Origin of the sequence: Streptomyces hygroscopicus subsp. hygroscopicus (genome assembly GCF_001553455.1) — a bacterium.
In the GTDB taxonomy this organism is placed as follows: domain Bacteria; phylum Actinomycetota; class Actinomycetes; order Streptomycetales; family Streptomycetaceae; genus Streptomyces; species Streptomyces hygroscopicus.
In genome coordinates this window covers 1-16,549 of record NZ_BBOX01000440.1, presented here as the reverse complement: position 1 = coordinate 16,549, position 16,549 = coordinate 1, and the positions used below count along the sequence as shown (strand labels likewise).

The 16,549-nt window shown below is 70.9% G+C and carries 12 protein-coding genes; 8 read left to right on the top strand and 4 right to left on the bottom strand.

Translation table 11 applies throughout. The features are described from left to right. The 5 genes from infB to AXW62_RS35150 all read left to right on the top strand — a co-directional run. Positions 1–2,126: translation initiation factor IF-2 (gene infB / locus AXW62_RS35170; RefSeq protein ID WP_079115941.1), on the top strand; the 2,126-nt coding region annotated here is incomplete at its 5' end. A 123-nt stretch (positions 2,127–2,249) separates the two neighbouring features. Further along, the gene (locus tag AXW62_RS35165; RefSeq protein WP_030841808.1) at positions 2,250–2,546 is read left to right on the top strand and encodes a DUF503 domain-containing protein; all 297 of its coding nucleotides are present in this window, start codon (positions 2,250–2,252) and stop codon (positions 2,544–2,546) included. A gap of 69 nt (positions 2,547–2,615) precedes the next feature. Next, entirely contained in the window at positions 2,616–3,089 is a 474-nt protein-coding gene (gene rbfA / locus AXW62_RS35160; RefSeq protein WP_030841811.1) for a 30S ribosome-binding factor RbfA, read from the top strand. After that, on the top strand, positions 3,086–4,009 hold the full coding sequence (gene truB, locus AXW62_RS35155; RefSeq protein WP_060948006.1) for a tRNA pseudouridine(55) synthase TruB: 924 nt from the start codon (positions 3,086–3,088) through the stop codon (positions 4,007–4,009). Before rbfA ends, truB begins: the two co-directional genes overlap by 4 nt. A 265-nt stretch (positions 4,010–4,274) precedes the next feature. Beyond that, positions 4,275–5,228: a bifunctional riboflavin kinase/FAD synthetase gene (locus AXW62_RS35150; RefSeq protein WP_030841817.1), complete on the top strand. Its 954-nt coding sequence runs from the start codon at positions 4,275–4,277 to the stop codon at positions 5,226–5,228. Between the two features lie 163 nt (positions 5,229–5,391). Here AXW62_RS35150 and AXW62_RS35145 read toward each other — a convergent pair whose 3' ends face one another. Continuing rightward, the gene (locus AXW62_RS35145) at positions 5,392–8,655 is read right to left on the bottom strand and encodes an SCO5717 family growth-regulating ATPase (protein ID WP_063817724.1); all 3,264 of its coding nucleotides are present in this window, start codon (positions 8,653–8,655) and stop codon (positions 5,392–5,394) included. A gap of 798 nt (positions 8,656–9,453) precedes the next feature. Here AXW62_RS35145 and AXW62_RS35140 point away from each other — a divergent pair. Then, positions 9,454–10,833 (top strand): outer membrane protein assembly factor BamB family protein, encoded by a 1,380-nt coding sequence (locus AXW62_RS35140; RefSeq protein WP_252368850.1) that lies wholly within the window; start codon positions 9,454–9,456, stop codon positions 10,831–10,833. Positions 10,834–10,904: 71 nt separating this feature from the next. Here the strand turns inward: AXW62_RS35140 and AXW62_RS35135 are convergent, their stop codons facing one another. From AXW62_RS35135 to eccE, 3 genes are all read right to left on the bottom strand, one after another. Then, entirely contained in the window at positions 10,905–11,135 is a 231-nt protein-coding gene (locus tag AXW62_RS35135; protein WP_030841824.1) for a DUF397 domain-containing protein, read from the bottom strand. Positions 11,136–11,230: 95 nt separating this feature from the next. Beyond that, entirely contained in the window at positions 11,231–12,037 is an 807-nt protein-coding gene (locus AXW62_RS35130) for a hypothetical protein (RefSeq protein WP_060948004.1), read from the bottom strand. Next, positions 12,037–13,374, bottom strand: coding sequence for a type VII secretion protein EccE (gene eccE, locus AXW62_RS35125; RefSeq protein ID WP_060948003.1), 1,338 nt, complete (start codon positions 13,372–13,374; stop codon positions 12,037–12,039). Before eccE ends, AXW62_RS35130 begins: the two co-directional genes overlap by 1 nt. 185 nt (positions 13,375–13,559) lie before the next feature. Between eccE and eccB the strand changes: the two genes are divergently transcribed. Together eccB and mycP are read left to right on the top strand one after the other, a co-directional pair. Further along, positions 13,560–15,122 (top strand): type VII secretion protein EccB, encoded by a 1,563-nt coding sequence (gene eccB / locus AXW62_RS35120; RefSeq protein ID WP_060948002.1) that lies wholly within the window; start codon positions 13,560–13,562, stop codon positions 15,120–15,122. 3 nt (positions 15,123–15,125) lie between these two features. Beyond that, entirely contained in the window at positions 15,126–16,451 is a 1,326-nt protein-coding gene (gene mycP, locus AXW62_RS35115) for a type VII secretion-associated serine protease mycosin (protein WP_252368849.1), read from the top strand. The last annotated feature ends 98 nt before the right edge of the window (positions 16,452–16,549 follow it).

The window sequence follows — 16,549 nt, the reverse complement described above, 5'->3', positions numbered from 1 at the left end:
GTCCCGGCGGTGCCGGTCGTCCCGGTGGCGGCGGTGGCCGTCCCGGCGGCGGTTTCGCCGGTCGTCCCGGTGGCGGTGGCGGCGGCGGCCGTCCGGGCGGCGGTTTCGCCGGTCGTCCGGGTGGCGGTGGCGGCTTCGGCGGCGGCGGTGGCCGTCCCGGCTTCGGCGGCCGTCCGGGTGGTCCCGGTGGCCGTGGTGGCACCCAGGGCGCGTTCGGCCGTCCCGGCGGTCCGGCGCGTCGTGGCCGCAAGTCGAAGCGGCAGAGGCGCCAGGAGTACGAGGCCATGCAGGCCCCGTCCATCGGCGGTGTGATGCTGCCGCGCGGCAACGGCCAGACGGTCCGGCTGTCGCGGGGTGCCTCGCTCACCGACTTCGCGGAGAAGATCAACGCCAACCCGGCGTCCCTGGTCCAGGTGATGTTCAACCTGGGCGAGATGGTCACCGCGACGCAGTCCGTCTCCGACGAGACGCTGCAGCTCCTGGCCGACGAGATGAACTACGTTGTCGAGATCGTCAGCCCGGAGGAGGAGGACCGCGAGCTCCTCGAGTCCTTCGACATCGAGTTCGGTGAGGACGAGGGCGGCGAGGAGATGCTCGTCGCGCGGCCGCCGGTGGTGACCGTCATGGGTCACGTCGACCACGGTAAGACCCGGCTGCTGGACGCGATCCGCAAGACCAACGTGGTCGCGGGCGAGGCCGGCGGCATCACCCAGCACATCGGTGCCTACCAGGTCTCGACCGAGGTCAACGGCGAAGAGCGCAAGATCACCTTCATCGACACCCCGGGTCACGAGGCGTTCACCGCCATGCGTGCCCGCGGTGCCAAGTCGACCGACATCGCGATCCTCGTGGTGGCGGCCAACGACGGTGTGATGCCCCAGACGATCGAGGCGCTGAACCACGCCAAGGCGGCCGACGTGCCGATCGTGGTCGCGGTCAACAAGATCGACGTCGAGGGCGCGGACCCGACCAAGGTGCGCGGTCAGCTGACCGAGTACGGCCTGGTGGCCGAGGAGTACGGCGGCGACACCATGTTCGTCGACATCTCCGCCCGCCACGGGCAGAACATCGACGAGCTGCTCGAGGCCGTGATCCTCACGGCCGACGCCTCCCTCGACCTGCGCGCCAACGCGGAGCAGGACGCGCAGGGCATCGCGATCGAGGCGCACCTCGACCGCGGCCGCGGCGCCGTGGCCACCGTGCTGGTCCAGCGCGGCACCCTGCGGGTCGGCGAGACGATGGTCGTGGGCGATGCCTACGGCCGCGTCCGGGCGATGCTCGACGACAACGGAAACCAGCTCGAGGAGGCGGGTCCCTCGACCCCGGTCCTGGTGCTCGGTCTGACCAACGTGCCCGGCGCGGGCGACAACTTCCTCGTCGTCGACGAGGACCGCACCGCCCGCCAGATCGCCGAGAAGCGCGCCGCCCGCGAGCGGAACGCGGCGTTCGCCAAGCGCACCCGCCGGGTCTCCCTGGAGGACCTGGACAAGGTGCTCAAGGCCGGTCAGGTCCAGCAGCTCAACCTCATCATCAAGGGCGACGCGTCCGGTTCGGTGGAGGCCCTCGAGTCCTCGCTGCTCCAGCTCGACGTCGGCGAAGAGGTGGACCTGCGGGTGCTGCACCGCGGTGTCGGTGCGGTCACCGAGACCGACATCGACCTGGCGACCGGTTCCGACGCCATCGTCATCGGCTTCAATGTGCGCGCCGACGGGCGCGCCACGCAGATGGCCGAGCGCGAGGGCGTGGACGTCCGCTACTACTCGGTCATCTACCAGGTGATCGAGGAGATCGAGGCGGCCCTGAAGGGCATGCTCAAGCCGGAGTACGAAGAGGTCGAGCTCGGTACGGCGGAGATCCGCGAGATCTTCCGCTCGTCCAAGCTGGGCAACATCGCGGGTGTGCTCATCCGCTCCGGCGAGGTCCGGCGGAACACCAAGGCCCGCCTCATCCGCGACGGCAAGGTCGTGGCGGAGAACCTCACCATCGAGGGTCTGCGTCGCTTCAAGGACGACGTCACCGAGATTCGCGAGGGCTTCGAGGGCGGTATCAACCTCGGCAGCTACAACGACATCAAGGTCGACGACGTCATCGCGACGTACGAGATGCGCGAGAAGCCGCGCGGCTGACGAGCGGCTGTTCCACCCGGGGCCGGTCGGCGGAGGAATTCCCGTCGATCGGCCCCGGCCCTTGCGTGTACGGTGCGAGAAGCCCATTCTCAAAGGCCCCACGGGTGGCTAGACCCGGACCGCATGTATGTAGGGACGTTGTCCTTCGACCTGCTTCTCGGCGACGTACGGTCGTTGAAGGAGAAGCGCTCCGTCGTCCGCCCGATCGTCGCCGAGCTGCACCGCAAATTCGCGGTGAGCGTGGCGGAGGTCGGGGACCAGGACCTCTATCGCAGGGCCCGGATCGCCCTGGCGATGGTCTCCGGGGACGCGGGCCACCTCACGGAGGTGCTCGACCGCTGCGAGCGGCTGGTGGCGGCGCGGCCGGAGGTGGAGCTGCTGTCGGTGCGACGGCGGTTCCACGGTGGCGATGATGAATGAGGGCGGAGCGGCGGTCGCGGACCGTCCCCGGCCATCGATGACTGACGCGAAGAAGAGAGAAGAAGACGCATGACCGACACCGCGCGGGCACGCAAGCTGGCGGACCGCATCCGGGTCGTGGTCGCGGAGACCCTGCAGCGGCGGATCAAGGATCCGCGACTGGGCTATGTGACCATCACCGACACCCGGATCACCGGTGATCTGCGGGAGGCGACCGTCTTCTACACGGTCTTCGGCGACGACGAGGAGCGGGCGGCCTCCGCCGCGGCCCTGGAGAGCGCCAAGGGCGTGCTGCGGTCGGAGGTCGGACGGCAGACCGGGGTGCGCTTCACCCCCACCCTGACGTTCGTCCCGGACGCGCTGCCGGAGAACGCCCGCACCATCGACGACCTGCTGGCCAAGGCCAAGGCCGCGGACGCCGAGGTGCGTCAGGCATCCTCGGGCGCCGCTTACGCCGGCGACGCCGATCCGTACCGCAAGCCCGGCCAGGAGGCGGACGACGAGGAGCCCGGCACGGACGGCAAGGGTGCACCGGACGCATGACGCGCAAGGGCAGGGCAGGGTCCGGGGCACCGGACGGCTTGGTGATCGTGGACAAACCGGCCGGTTTCACCTCGCATGACGTCGTCGCCAGGATGCGCCGCTTCGCCGGCACCCGGCGGGTCGGCCACGCCGGAACGCTGGACCCGATGGCCACGGGCGTGCTCGTGGTCGGTGTGGAGAAGGCGACCCGGCTGCTGGGCCATCTGGCGCTGACCGAGAAGGAGTACGAGGCCACCATCCGGCTCGGCCAGAGCACGGTCACCGATGACGCGGAGGGCGAGATCACCTCCTCGGACGGCGCCGCCGGGATCGGACCGGGCGCCGTCCAGGCCGGGATCGGGGAGCTGACCGGGGACATCCAGCAGGTCCCGTCGAAGGTCAGCGCCATCAAGATCGACGGCAAGCGCTCCTACGCACGGGCGCGGGAGGGCGAGGAGTTCACGATCCCGGCACGGCCGGTGACCGTCTCCTCCTTCGTCCTCCACGAGCACCGTGAGGCCAAGGCGGAGGACGGCACCCCCGTTCTCGACCTGGACGTCACGGTGGTGTGCTCCTCCGGCACCTACATCCGGGCGCTGGCCCGCGACCTGGGCGCCGGACTGGGCGTCGGCGGCCATCTCACGGCCCTGCGCCGGACCCGGGTCGGCCCGTACGGGCTGGGGGCGGCCAGGACGCTGGAACGGCTGGAGGAGTCGCTGGAGATCATGCCCATCGCCGAGGCCGCGGCCGCGGCCTTCCCGCGCTGGGACGTGGACGCCCGCCAGGCCCGGCTGCTGGGCAACGGTGTGCGGATCGCCATGCCGGCGGGGGAGGAGGCGCCGGGTCCGGGGCCGGTCGCGGTCTTCGGGCCGGAGGGGCGTTTTCTGGCCCTCGTGGAGGAGTCGAAGGGCAAGGCGAAGAGCCTGGCCGTCTTCGTATGATCGCATTGACGTCATTGATCCCTTTGGTGTCATTGACGTCATCGGGCCATGTGCGCCCCTGTCAGGCCCCGCGGCCGAGGACCCCGGTGCGGCACGCCGTGAGGGCCCCACGGTGCGTTGCGAGCGCCCGAGCCGGCCGCCTACGGTGGCTTTCCGGCCGGTCCGGACGCTCATGACGGCCACCGATGCGAGGTGGGCGTCCCGGGCATGGCAGTCTTAGACCTGCGAAGTCGACAGACAAAGGTTCGGGCGAGGAGCGGGCAAAGTGCAGCGCTGGCGTGGCTTGGAGGACATCCCCGAGGACTGGGGGCGCAGCGTCGTCACCATCGGTTCCTACGACGGGGTGCACCGAGGACACCAGCTGATCATCGGCCGTGCCGTGGCACGGGCGCGTGAGCTGGGCGTACCGGCGGTCGTGGTCACCTTCGACCCGCATCCGAGCGAGGTCGTGCGGCCCGGCAGCCATCCGCCGCTGCTCGCCACGCATCAGCGGCGCGCGGAGCTGATGGCCGGGCTGGGCGTGGACGCGGTGCTGGTCCTGCCGTTCACCGCGGAGTTCTCCCGGCTCACGCCGGCCGACTTCGTGGTGAAGGTGCTGGTCGACAAGTTGCACGCGCGGGTCGTGGTGGAGGGCCCCAACTTCCGCTTCGGTCACAAGGCCGCTGGGAACGTCGCCTTCCTGAGCGAACTCGGCACCAGCTACGACTACGAGGTCGAGGTCGTCGACCTGTACGAGCGCGGTGAGGCGGGCGGCGGCGAGCCGTTCTCCTCCACGCTGGTGCGCCGGCTCGTCGCGGAGGGCGACGTCGCGGGCGCGATGGAGGTCCTGGGACGGCCGCACCGCGTCGAGGGCGTGGTGGTGCGCGGTGCGCAGCGCGGCCGTGAGCTGGGCTTCCCGACCGCCAACCTGGAGACCCCGCCGCACACCGCGATCCCGGCCGACGGCGTCTACGCCGGCTGGCTGACGGCACAGGGCGAGGCGATGCCCGCGGCCATCTCGGTCGGCACCAACCCGCAGTTCGACGGCACCGAGCGGACGGTCGAGGCGTATGCGATCGACCGGGTCGGACTGGACCTGTACGGACTCCACGTCGAGGTCGACTTCCTCGCCTATCTGCGGGGCCAGGAGAAGTTCGACTCGATCGAGGCGCTGCTGGAACGGATGGCCGCCGATGTGAAGCGGGCTCGCGAACTCGTCGAGGGGCACGGCGCCCGCTGACGCGCCGCGCCGTGCGGCGGACGCGGATGCGCCTGGGTCGTGTGGTGGACGCGGATGTGCTCGGGGCGTGCGGTGGACGCGAATGCGCCCGGGGCGTGCGGCGGACGCGGATGCGCCCCGTGGGGCCGGACCACCGGTTCCACGGGGCGCATCGCTCATCCTGCTACCGCTGCGGCCCGGGGGGCTGCTGCTGCCAGGGCTGCGCCGGCTGACCGTCCTGCCCCGGCTGGGCCTGCTGCCACGGCTGGCCGGGCTGCGGCTGCTGTCCCTGTCCTCCCTGTCCTCCCGGTCCGTAGGGCTGCTGCCAGCCCTGCTGGCCGCCCTGCTGCGGGTAGCCGGGGTACTGCGGCTGCTGGCCCTGCTGAGGCGCGTAGGCGCCCGGGTAGGGCTGCTGGGCCTGCTGGGCCTGCTGGGCCTGTCCGGGCATCGGCGGGGCCACCTGCGGCGGCTGGGACCCGCCCTCGCCCGTCCACAGGCCCTGCTCCTGCTGGGCCCGGGTGAAGTCCTCCGCGACCATCGCCGAGAGGTTGAAGTACGCCTCACGGGTCTTGGGCCGCATCATGTCGAGGTCCACCTCGGCGCCCGCCGACAGGTGCTCGTCGAACGGCACGACGATCACCCCGCGGCAGCGGGTCTCGAAGTGCGACACGATGTCCTCGACCTTGATCATCTTCCCGGTCTCCCGGACGCCGGAGATCACCGTGATGCTCCGCGAGACCAGATCCGCGTAGCCGTGCGCGGACAGCCAGTCGAGGGTGGTGCTGGCGCTGCTCGCACCGTCCACGGAGGGCGTGGAGATGATGATCAACTGGTCGGCGAGGTCGAGGACGCCGCGCATGGCGCTGTAGAGCAGACCCGTGCCCGAGTCGGTGAGGATGATCGGGTACTGCTTGCCCAGGACGTCGATCACGCGGCGGTAGTCGTCGTCGTTGAACGTCGTCGAGACCGCCGGGTCCACGTCGTTGGCGAGGATCTCCAGCCCCGACGGCGCCTGTGAGGTGAACCGCCGGATGTCCATGTAGCTGTTGAGATACGGGATCGCCGTGACCAGGTCGCGAATGGTCGCACCGGTCTCACGCCGCACGCGCCGCCCCAGGGTGCCCGCGTCGGGGTTGGCGTCGATCGCGATGACCTTGTCCTGGCGCTCGATGGCCAGGGTCGAGCCGAGGGCGGTGGTCGTCGTGGTCTTGCCGACCCCGCCCTTGAGGCTGATCACCGCGATCCGGTAGCAGGAGAGCACCGGGGTGCGGATCAGCTCCAGCTTGCGCTGCCGCTCTGCCTCCTCCTTCTTACCGCCGATCTTGAAGCGGGAGGGGCCCGGGGTGTTCTTCTTCGCCTTCTGCTTGCCCTTGATCAGCCGGTCCGAGGAGAGCTCGACCGCGGCGGTGTACCCGAGCGGCGCCCCGCCGCTCCCGCCCTGGCGCCGCTGGTCGGGCGTGACGGCCGGCCAGCCGCCGGCCCGGGGGTCGGCGGGAGCCGCCGGGGCGGCGTGGGCGTCGGGGCGCGGATAGCCGTAGCCGTCCTGCTGCGGAACGGGAGCGCCGTCACCGGGACGCGGGAAGCCGTAACCGCCCTGCGGCCCCTGCGGGACCGGCCCCTGCTGGCCCGGGTACTGGCTCTGGGCGGGGCCGGGCGGCGCGTAGGGTCCGGGCTGGCCCGGGTACGCCGCCTGGCCGGGCCCGCCGGGCTGTCCCGGGTGAGGCGCGGGGTAGGGCTGCTGCTGGCCCTGGGCAGGCGCCTGCGGAAAGCCGTAACCGCCCGGGACGGGCGCCGGACCCTGTCCCGGTCCGGCCGGGCCGGGCGCGGGCTGGGCCCCGGCGGGCGGATAGCCGTAGTGGGGCCCCTGCGGAGCCGGGGGACCCTGCGGGCCGGGAGCGGCCGGGCCGGGCTGCTGGTAACCGCCCTGCGGGCCCGGCGCGTTGGCCGCCGGGGGCTGCGCCCCCTGACCCTGATCCGGCAGCGGGCCGGGACCGGGCTGACCGGGGACCGCTCCGGGAGCGCCCTCACCGGGGCGCGGATAGCCGTAACCACCCTGCGGCCCGGGGCCCGCGGCGGGCTGACCGGGCTGACCGGTCTGACCCTGCGCCGGGGGCGGCTGAGGCGCCCAGGAGGCGTCCTGGGGCGGAAGCGGTGCGCCGGTGCCGGGCCCGGCAGGTCCGTCCGTCCGCTGCTCCGGAACCGGAGCGGGGCCGGGAGCCGGAGTGGGGCCCGGGGCCGGAGCAGGGTCCGGAGCCGGTGCGGCATCCTCGGGCGCGGCGGGCTGGAAGTCGGGCGGCAGGGGCGGCAGCCCCGACTGCGGCACGGGCGGCGGTGCCCAGGTGGCGGCGGGCTGCTCGGCGGACGGCGTGCTCGGCGGCGCGGCGTCCTCGGGGACCGCGTCCTCGGGAACCGCGTCCTGGGGCTCGGTGACGGCCTGCCTCAACTGCTCCATCTCACGCCGCAGCGCGGCCGTGGAGAAGCGCAGCGTGCCCTCACTGCGCAGATCCCCGCTGGCGCGGTCGTCCGCGTCCGCGGAGCCGGAATCCGCACCCGCGTCGAAGCCGGAGCCCGCCCCGGAATCAGAGCCGGAATCAGAACCGGAACCAGAGAGGGAACCAGAACCGGAAGAGACGGAACCAGAACCCGCCCCGGAATCAACGTCGTCGGCGCCCTCACTCCGCTTCCCGGCCATCTCGCGCCGCAGCGCGGCGGTGGAGAACCGTACGGTGGAGTTGCTGACCAGATCCCCGTTGTCGCTCTCGTCCGAACCGGACTTCGAGGCGTCGTCCCGTGGCGCGGCGGGCGCCAGCGTGAAGTCGTCATCGACGGAAGCGGAAGCAGGAGCAGAAGCAGGAGCGGAATCCGGTCCCGGTCCCGGAGCGGAAGCCGCCGAAGCCTCCGCCTCGACGTCGGAAGCACCGGCGGAAGACCCTTGGGGTTCGTCGGGACCGCCCGATGCGGCGTCATCCTTCACGGCATCAGACGCGGCCGACGTCCCCGAATCGGACGTGAAACCGGGCAAAGACGGCGTACGGGTGCCCTCGTCGGACTCCTTGGCCTCCGGCTCGGGCCGTACCTCGTCCTCCGCCTGCCCGTGGACCTCCTCCACCTCGGAGGCGTCCGACGCGATATCGGCGGAGGACCCCGCGGCCGGCGGCCAAGCACTCGGAAAGCCCTGCGGTTCCGGCGCTCCCGGCACGGCCACCGGAGCGCCCGTGGGCGGCGGGGGCGGCGCCCCGGCCCCGGCGCTCGCCCCGAATCCCCCGGAACCGCCGGTCGACGTCGGGGCCGTGGAGGCCGGCGAGGACGACGACGAGGCGTTCTGGGTGTACCAGGCGGGCGGGGTGTAGTCGATGGTGAACTCGCCCGTGTGCTCGGTCTCCGCGTCGGACCGATCATCGCCGGGTGTGGTTCCGCCCGTGCGGATCTCGTCCCGATCGCTGCTCACAATGCCTCCTGGTGTGGTCGAACACCCTTGAAATTCTTGGCGAGGCCGATCTGTTGCCGATCGCTACTGTCGTCCGACCGTTCGGCTTTCCCCTTTTGTGACGCCGGGGGCCCCTGCTCAGGTTCTCCACCGCGTGCCCCAAGCCTAATCACCATGAGCACCGCAAGGGCAGGCCCGTCCGCGCACTCGAGGCTGTCCGAGACCTCACCGTGCCGTGACGCGGTACGTACCCGGCGACCGCGGGGGAAGTCCAGGCGTCCGGTGGTACAAAGAATCCCCGCTCGAATGCCGTCGCACAGTGGGATCCGCGACCACGTCGCCCCTTTCCGGCCGGCGCCGCCGACCGGATGGCGGGGGAGGAGGCCGACCGGTCGGTGGACTCCTGAGAGGTAGGCGCAGATGTCGCAGCCGCCCCAGCCCCCCAACCAGCCGCCCTCCGGTGCCTTCGGCCCGCCCCAGGAGCCCCAAGAGCCCGGCCAGGGTGGCTTCGGGGCGCCGCCACCCCCTCCGGTGCCACCGGCGCCGCCGGCCGTGCCCCCAAGACCCTCCTCGGCCCCGTCCACGGGACGTACCCCGCCCCAGATATGGGACACCGGGGCGCTGCCGTCGAGCCCGCCTCCGGCGTCCGGTGCCCCTGGCCAGGACCCTCAGAACCCGGAGCCGCCGAATCCGTACGCCCACACCCCGTACGCCCCGCAACCCGGGTACGGCGGCCCGTACCCCCCACCGCCTCATGGCGCGCCCGGGCCCAGCGGCGGCGGCCCGGACAGGAGGCGGAAGGCCATCGTCATCGGCGCGGTGGTGGCGGTGCTGCTCGCCGCGGGCGGTGGGGTGTACGCCGCGGTGGGCGGCGATGACGACGGTAAGAAGCCCACCGCCGCACCGACGACGAGCGCCCCGAGCCGACCGGAGACACAGGACCCGGCGCCCGAGCCGACCGGGGGCGGCGACGAGACCGGCGACCGCGACGGCGGCGAAAGCGATCCCAACGACCAGCGCCGGCCAGGGGAGGCGAAGGTCCTGTACCAGACGCCCACCCCCGAGGTCAGCAAGAAGAACATCGAGGTACCCGGCTTCTGGGCGATGAAGGGCTACGTGGTCAAGGCGGTCGAGAACAAGATCGTCGCGTACGAGGACGACGGGGGAAAGAAGTGGACCCTCTCGCTCCCCAAGGCCGTCTGCGCCGCCCCCGACTCCACGACCGGCGGCCGGGTCGTGGTCGCCTACGCGGGCCATGGCAAGGATTCGTGCAGCCGACTCGCCCTGATCGATCTGAACAAGGGCACCAAGGTCTGGGACCACCCGGCCCCCGAGGCCGATTCCTTCGGCGGCGGCTACAGCAGCATGGGCATGGCACAGAGCGGTGACCTCGTCGGCATGGCCTGGTTCGGCGGCTCGGCCGTCATCAAGGTCAGCGACGGTGAGGAGCTCTCACCCGAAAGGCCGAGCGCGGCGTGCTCCATTGACGGTTACGCGGGCGGCACGGTCCTGCTGCGCGCCTACTCGTGCTCCACCGGCACCGCCAAGCTCCAGCAGCTCACTCCCAGCGGTTCGATCAAGTGGACCTATACCGTCCGCAAGGGCTACAAGGTCAACAACATCTTCTCCAGCAGCCCGGCCGTCGTGTCCCTCATCGACCAGGACCGGCGGTCCGGCGGCATCCTGGCCATCTCGGACGACGGCAAGGAGCGCTCGTCCCTCGCCCTGGGCAAGCAGTCCTACCAGCCGGAGTGCGGAACGGACCTGTTCGGCACCACCATGGCCAACTGCGAGGGCGTCGCCGCCTCCGCCGACACCTTCTACCTGCCGACCGAGATGACCCAGGACCACGGTCTGGGTTCGACGAGCGAGATCCACGCCTTCGACCTCGACACCGGCAAGAGGAAGTGGGCGGCCAAGATGGCCAGGCGGCTCCTGCTTCCGCTGAACATGGACGGCAAGAACCTCATCGCGTACGAAAAGCCCTCGTACACCGCGGCCGGCCGGGTCGTCAGCATCGGACCGGACGGCGGCAAGCCGAAGACCCTGCTCCGCCTGCCCCAGGCCACCCAGAAGACAGAGAGCGGCTTCTACTCCGCCACTCATGTCTACCGCAACGGACACTTCTACATCGCCACCGACCGCGTCACCGGCGGCGGTGGTACCGGTGAAAAACTCCTGCTGGCCTTCGGCCCCTGACCGGCGGCCGCGCGGTGGAGATGACTGCGGGGGCGGATGCCGACCGGCGCCCACCCCCGCGTCCACGCTCCTCAGCGCAGATCGAATTCGCCGTCCCTCGCGCCCAGGACGAAGGCACGCCATTCGGCCTCCGTGTAGCGCAGCACGGTTCCGGGGTCGGCGGAATTCCGCATCGCCACCGCGCCGTTCGGCAGGTAGGCGATCTCCACCCGGTCCTCGGAGGTGCTGCCAGGTGCGCTGAGCCACTCGACACCGGAGATGTCGAGGGCGTACAGCTCTTCCTTTTCTTTGGCATCGGCCATCGGTGGAGAATCCCTTCGGGTACCGCGGAAACAAGCCCGCCTGGTGCTTGGCTGACAGTCTCATCCACGGTGTGCCCGGCGGCAATCGAACACCGTCAGTCCATGCGGCGAGCCCCGCCCAGCAGGCCCGATTCGATATCCGTGGGATGCGTCGCCACGTAGAGCCGTGACTGGCGATCACACCAAAGAGTGACCCCGTCCGGGAGTGTGGACAGCGATTCCACCTCGGCCGACGGCAGCCCCATGATCCGCCCCACCTGGGTGGCCTCCTCGGGGGACACCCGTTGGACGCCCACCAGGTCCGCGTTCTCCATCAGCCGGGGCGCGACCGGGCTCAGATAGGGCAGAAGCGTCAGCACGGACTGCCACGGCGCGGAGGTCACCCGCCCGCGCGGTGGCCGCATACCGGCGTCGCGGATCACCAGGACGGGGCTGCCGATCGACGGGCCCTGCGGCGGCACCCGTCCCACGTCGTGCAGCGTCATGCTCTGGTGTCCACCGTTCGCGGCCTGCGCCAGTGACGCCCACATCTGCTGACGGCCGGTTTCCACGGTGACCCGGGCGCCCGTGGCGACCGCTCGCAACCCGATCACCTGCGCTGTCCACAACCCGCCGACCAGCACGACGTTGAAGGGCGAGGGACGGTGCAGGCCCAGCACGGCGGGATGGTCCCGCGCGCCGACGCCGATCATCACCCCGTCGTCGCCGATCGGCAGCGCCATCGCGTCGTACTGCTCCGGCGGGAGTTCGTGCCGCTGACGCCGCGGTCCGATCAGCCCGAAGCCCCGGCGCGGCCTGCGGGGAGCGGGAGCCGACGGCTCATCCGGCCGGCCGGGCAGCTGGCCGGGCGCTGGGGCCGGGGCGTGCGAAGCGCCGCCCGGGACGGATGTCGGCATGGCCATCAGCGGGTCCCTCCCAGGGGCAGAGTGGCGAGTACGCCGGGTACCTGCTCGCGGTCCAGCCGGGCGAGCCCCACCCGCACCCCGCGGGCGGTGCGCTGGAGTTCCCGTCTCATCGCGATCAGGTCGTCCGCGCTGCGACCGGTGATCCGTACGTGCCCGCTCACCGTGGGGGCGGCGCGGCCGCCCCGCGTACCACTCCGCCGGAGGGTGAGGCTGAGCGTGGTCGCGAGCGCGGGCAGCGAGGTCAGCAGGGCCGCCAGCTGGGGAAGGGGCGTGGCGCCCGGCCCCAGCTGCGGCCATCGGCTCACCCAGTAGGTGGTGTGCCACCGGTCGTCGCAGCGCCAGGTCCGAGTGCTCTCCACCGTGCGCCGGTTGAGCGTGTTGGTCTGCCGGGCCTGCGCCGTCGCCCTCGGGTTCACGCTCGCGGCGGTCGCGATCGCCGCCGTCACGCCCTCCTCCGTCAGGAGCGTCGCTCCGAAACCGGCCCCCTGCAGCCGGCTCGACAGCTGATCGGCTGCCCGCAGCACACACCGCTGCGCACCCTCCAGGCCCCCGCCCCGGGCCGCGACGGCCTCCGGACACAGCTCCGGGTCGAACTTCAACGCCACCCATGTCAGACGGACCGCGGGGGCGCCCGTCTGCTCCTGAAGCGGCCCGTAATTGCGCACCGGGACCGTCTGCGCCGACAGGTGGGGCGCGGGCGCCGGCAGCGTGTGCTGCACCACCTGCACGGACTCCAGCACGATGCCGTCGACGTCCATGGCGTCGCGCAGCAGCGAGAGCGGAAGCGGCCGCTGCGTACGGTGCGGGCGCAGCGGCGAGTCCGCCGCATCCACCTGCAGGATCGCGGTCAGAAAGGTGCCGTCGCCCACCAGCCCGACCATACGGCGCTCACGATCGGTGAACGTATAGGTGCGCAGGGCCGGTTCGCACTCCAGGGCGGGCGTGAAGCCGGGGTCCGCCCCCGCGTCGATCGGCCTCGCCGCCTGCCGCTGACGCCTGCGCAGCGCGATCGCGGTGCCCAGCCACTCCGGAATCGGCTGCTGGTGGCGCGTGACCACGGCCAGCAGGACGAGGATGACCGCCACGACTCCGGCGGGCACCAGCAACAGCTTGTCGACGACCCCCGCGGCCAGCACGATCGCCGCGGCGACCTCGATCAGCACGAACTGCTGGAGCCGCAGCGGACCGATGCTGCCGGGCCGGGACATGGTGCGCGGGGTGGCGGAAGCGGTGGTGGCCGCTGCCGGGGGAGCGGGCGCGGGGGGACGGGATCCGCTCGGTGCTCCTCGGCCGGACGCGCTCCTCGCGGTACGTGCGCGCGTTGCGGAAGCCATCCCCGTCAGCCCCTTAAAGTCCGAAACCCCGCCCGAACGGCCCGGTCGTCGCTCGCCCGCCGGTAGGTGTCCCCGGGCGGCGTGGGCCAGTTCACTACCGGCATAGTAGAGGGTCGGTACGACACCAGGACCGAGGGCAGGCTACCTGACGACCGAGGCCGAAAAGCGGGGAGAAGCGGCTAACCATGGCATCACGGCGGGATGAACTCAACGCCTATATCTATGCGAAGAAGCGGACAGTCGCCGCGTTCTTGCAACCCACGCCGAGCGGTACGGAAGAGGGTGCGCCGCGTCCGCTGCGCGCGGTCCTTCCCGGAGTTGTCGTCGGGGCCCTGATCCTCGCGGGATTCGGCGCCTGGGGCATGTTCAAACCCGTCGCCCCCAAGGGGTGGGACGACCCGGAATCGCATGTGATCGTCGGCAGTGACTCCACCACTCGGTACGTCATCCTGAAAACCGACGGCAAGGCTCAGCTCCACCCCGTATTGAACCTCGCCTCGGCCAAGCTCCTCCTCGACCCCGACAAGTCCAGCATCATCAAGGTGAAGGAATCGGAGCTGGACGACGGCCACATCCCGCGTGGCCCCACGATCGGCATTCCCTACGCGCCGGATCGCATCCCGAGTGCGGACGAGGCCAAGAAGCGTATGACGTGGGCGGTCTGCGAACAGCCGGGCGGCAATGGCAAAACCACCCAGAAGGCCGTCTTCCTCTTTTCCGACCGGGACCCGAAGCTGAAGAAACTGCGTGGATCCCAGGCGCTCCACGGCGGCCAGGCCCTCTATGTGCGGGGCCAGGACGGTGCCCGCTACCTCGTCGACCCGCGAGGCACCAAGTACTTGATCGGCGGCCCGGACTGGAAGGCGAAGTCCGAATCGGACAGCAATCTTCTGCTGCGCTCGATCTTTCACGACGGAGCTCAGCCGCAGCAGGTGACCAAGGACTGGCTGGCGACCTTCAAGGACGGGGCACCGATCGACTTCCCACGGGTTCCGGGGCGGATCGGCGACGACGCGGGGGTGCCGAGCCTCGGCGGGGCGAACCGGGTCGGCATGGTGCTCGAAGCGCCCACCGGAGCCGGCACCCAGAAGTACGTGGTGCTGCCGGGAAAGGTCCAGCGCGTCTCGGATTTCGTCGCCAAACTCCTCCTCAGGAGCAAGGACTCCATCAATGAGGCGAGCCTGGCGAAGCGGGTGGGGCCCTCGTCGTTCACCCCGGACCCGGAGGAGGAGTTCTACGGCACGTACCACTGGCCCAGCCGCATCCCCGAGCAGGCCAATTCCGTCGATCCGGCACTGGGCAGCGCGGCCCGCGACACCAGCTGCAGCGTGCTGAACGGAGTGACCGCGGGCGGCCGCGCCAAAGTGACCGCCTGGGCCGGTCGCGACTTCCCGGCCACCATCCCGGACGGCGCCACCAGCGCCTATGTCACCCCGGGGTCGGGAGTGCTCTACCGCCAGGTGAGCGGACGTCAGATCACGAACGGTCCGGTCTTCCTGGTGACCGACACCGGCCTTCGCTATTCGGTCCAGTCCAACAACGACAGCGACTCCGGAAAGTCGAAGATCGGTGACGACGAATCCGGCAAGGACAAGGCCGCTCGCACCCAGCAGGAGGTCAACAAGGCCCAGCGCAGCCTCGGATACCAGGACGTCAAGCCCACCCCGGTGCCCGTGGACTGGTCCGAATTCCTGCCCACCGGCCCACGTCTTGACGCCAACAGCGCCCGGCAGCCCCAGGGTTCATAGGACATGAGGATTCCCGAACACATGCGGCGCGCCATCAAACCGTTCGCCCTGTCGGCGGCGGCAGCCCTCACCGCGATGACCGCGGCGGCCGGACCGACGCCGGACTCGGCCACTGGACCGACATCGGACTCCGCCACCGGACCGACATCGGACTCCGCCAGGCCGAATCCGTCCCTCGCGGGCAGCGGTGAATGCAGTTACCCCGCCAAACAGATCAAGGGCACCCCCTGGGCCCTGCAGCGCGTCATGCTCGACCAGTTGTGGGAGGACACCAAGGGGCTGGATCCCAAGGGCCGGCCGGTCAGGGTCGCCGTCATCGACACAGGGGTCGACAACACGAACCGTCAGCTCAAGGACGCCGTGGACACCACATACGGCAAAGAGGTCCGCAAGCCCGGCAAAAAGAGTCTGTCCAAGGGGAAAAAGGGCGACGGAACGGATGACTCGGTCGGCCACGGCACCAAGGTCGCCGGCATTATCGCCGCCCGCCCGCACTCGGGCACGGGATTCGTCGGTATCGCGCCGGAAGCGAAGATCATCCCCATCCGGCAGAACGATGAAAAGGGCTCGGGCACCACGGACACCATGGCCACGGCCATCAACTGGGCGGTCTCCGCCAAGGCCCGCGTCATCAACATCTCCCAGGACACCGTCAAACCGCTCCAGGCCAACAGCAAATTGCAGCAGGCCGTTGAGAACGCGCTGAAAGCGGATGTGGTCGTGGTCGCCTCCGCCGGCAACGACGGTCTCGACGGCAACGTCAAGAAGACATACCCGGCCGCTTACGACGGCGTCCTCGCCGTCGGCGCCTCGGACCGCAACAACGAGCGTGCCGCCTTCTCCCAGTCCGGTGACTTCGTCGATGTCGCCGCTCCCGGCGTTGAAATGGTCTCCACCGTCCCCAAGGGCGGCCAGTGCGTCGACAACGGCACCAGTTTCTCCGCCCCCTATGTCGCCGGCGTCGCCGCTCTGATCCGCGCCAAGCACCCCGACTGGAAACAGAACGAGGTGGTCGCCCAGATCGAGCAGACCGCCGAACGAGCCGTCAACCACCACGACCGCTTCATCGGCTGGGGCGTCGTCGACCCGGTCCGCGCCCTGACCGAGGACGAATCCCCCATCGACCACGTCACCCTCGACAAGGGCGCCGTCGACGACGTCGCCGCGCCCGACCCAGCCCCCATGACCTTGGGCGAGACCCCCCAGGAGCGGAAGGAACGCCTCGCGACGTACGCCGTAGGCGCCGCGGCCGTTTCCGTCGCGGGCATCGCGGGACTGGCGGCGGTTCTCAACGAACGGAGGCGCCGTCGCTCCACCGAAGCTGAGTAGGAGCACCCATGGACGCTTCTGATCTCCCCCTTACACTGGGCACCTTGGTAACACTGTGAAACGGGGGAACGGGGGAAGAGCATGCCGACGTTCGATGC

Excerpts from the sequence above, each read along its gene's own strand:
- AXW62_RS35165 (WP_030841808.1), top strand. The coding sequence starts at position 2,250 with ATGTATGTAGGGACGTTGTCCTTCGACCTGCTTCTCGGCGACGTACGG.
- rbfA (WP_030841811.1), top strand. The coding sequence starts at position 2,616 with ATGACCGACACCGCGCGGGCACGCAAGCTGGCGGACCGCATCCGGGTC.
- truB (WP_060948006.1), top strand. The coding sequence starts at position 3,086 with ATGACGCGCAAGGGCAGGGCAGGGTCCGGGGCACCGGACGGCTTGGTG.
- AXW62_RS35135 (WP_030841824.1), bottom strand. The coding sequence starts at position 11,135 with ATGGCCGATGCCAAAGAAAAGGAAGAGCTGTACGCCCTCGACATCTCC.
- AXW62_RS35130 (WP_060948004.1), bottom strand. The coding sequence starts at position 12,037 with ATGGCCATGCCGACATCCGTCCCGGGCGGCGCTTCGCACGCCCCGGCC.
- eccE (WP_060948003.1), bottom strand. The coding sequence starts at position 13,374 with ATGGCTTCCGCAACGCGCGCACGTACCGCGAGGAGCGCGTCCGGCCGA.
- eccB (WP_060948002.1), top strand. The coding sequence starts at position 13,560 with ATGGCATCACGGCGGGATGAACTCAACGCCTATATCTATGCGAAGAAG.
- mycP (WP_252368849.1), top strand. The coding sequence starts at position 15,126 with ATGAGGATTCCCGAACACATGCGGCGCGCCATCAAACCGTTCGCCCTG.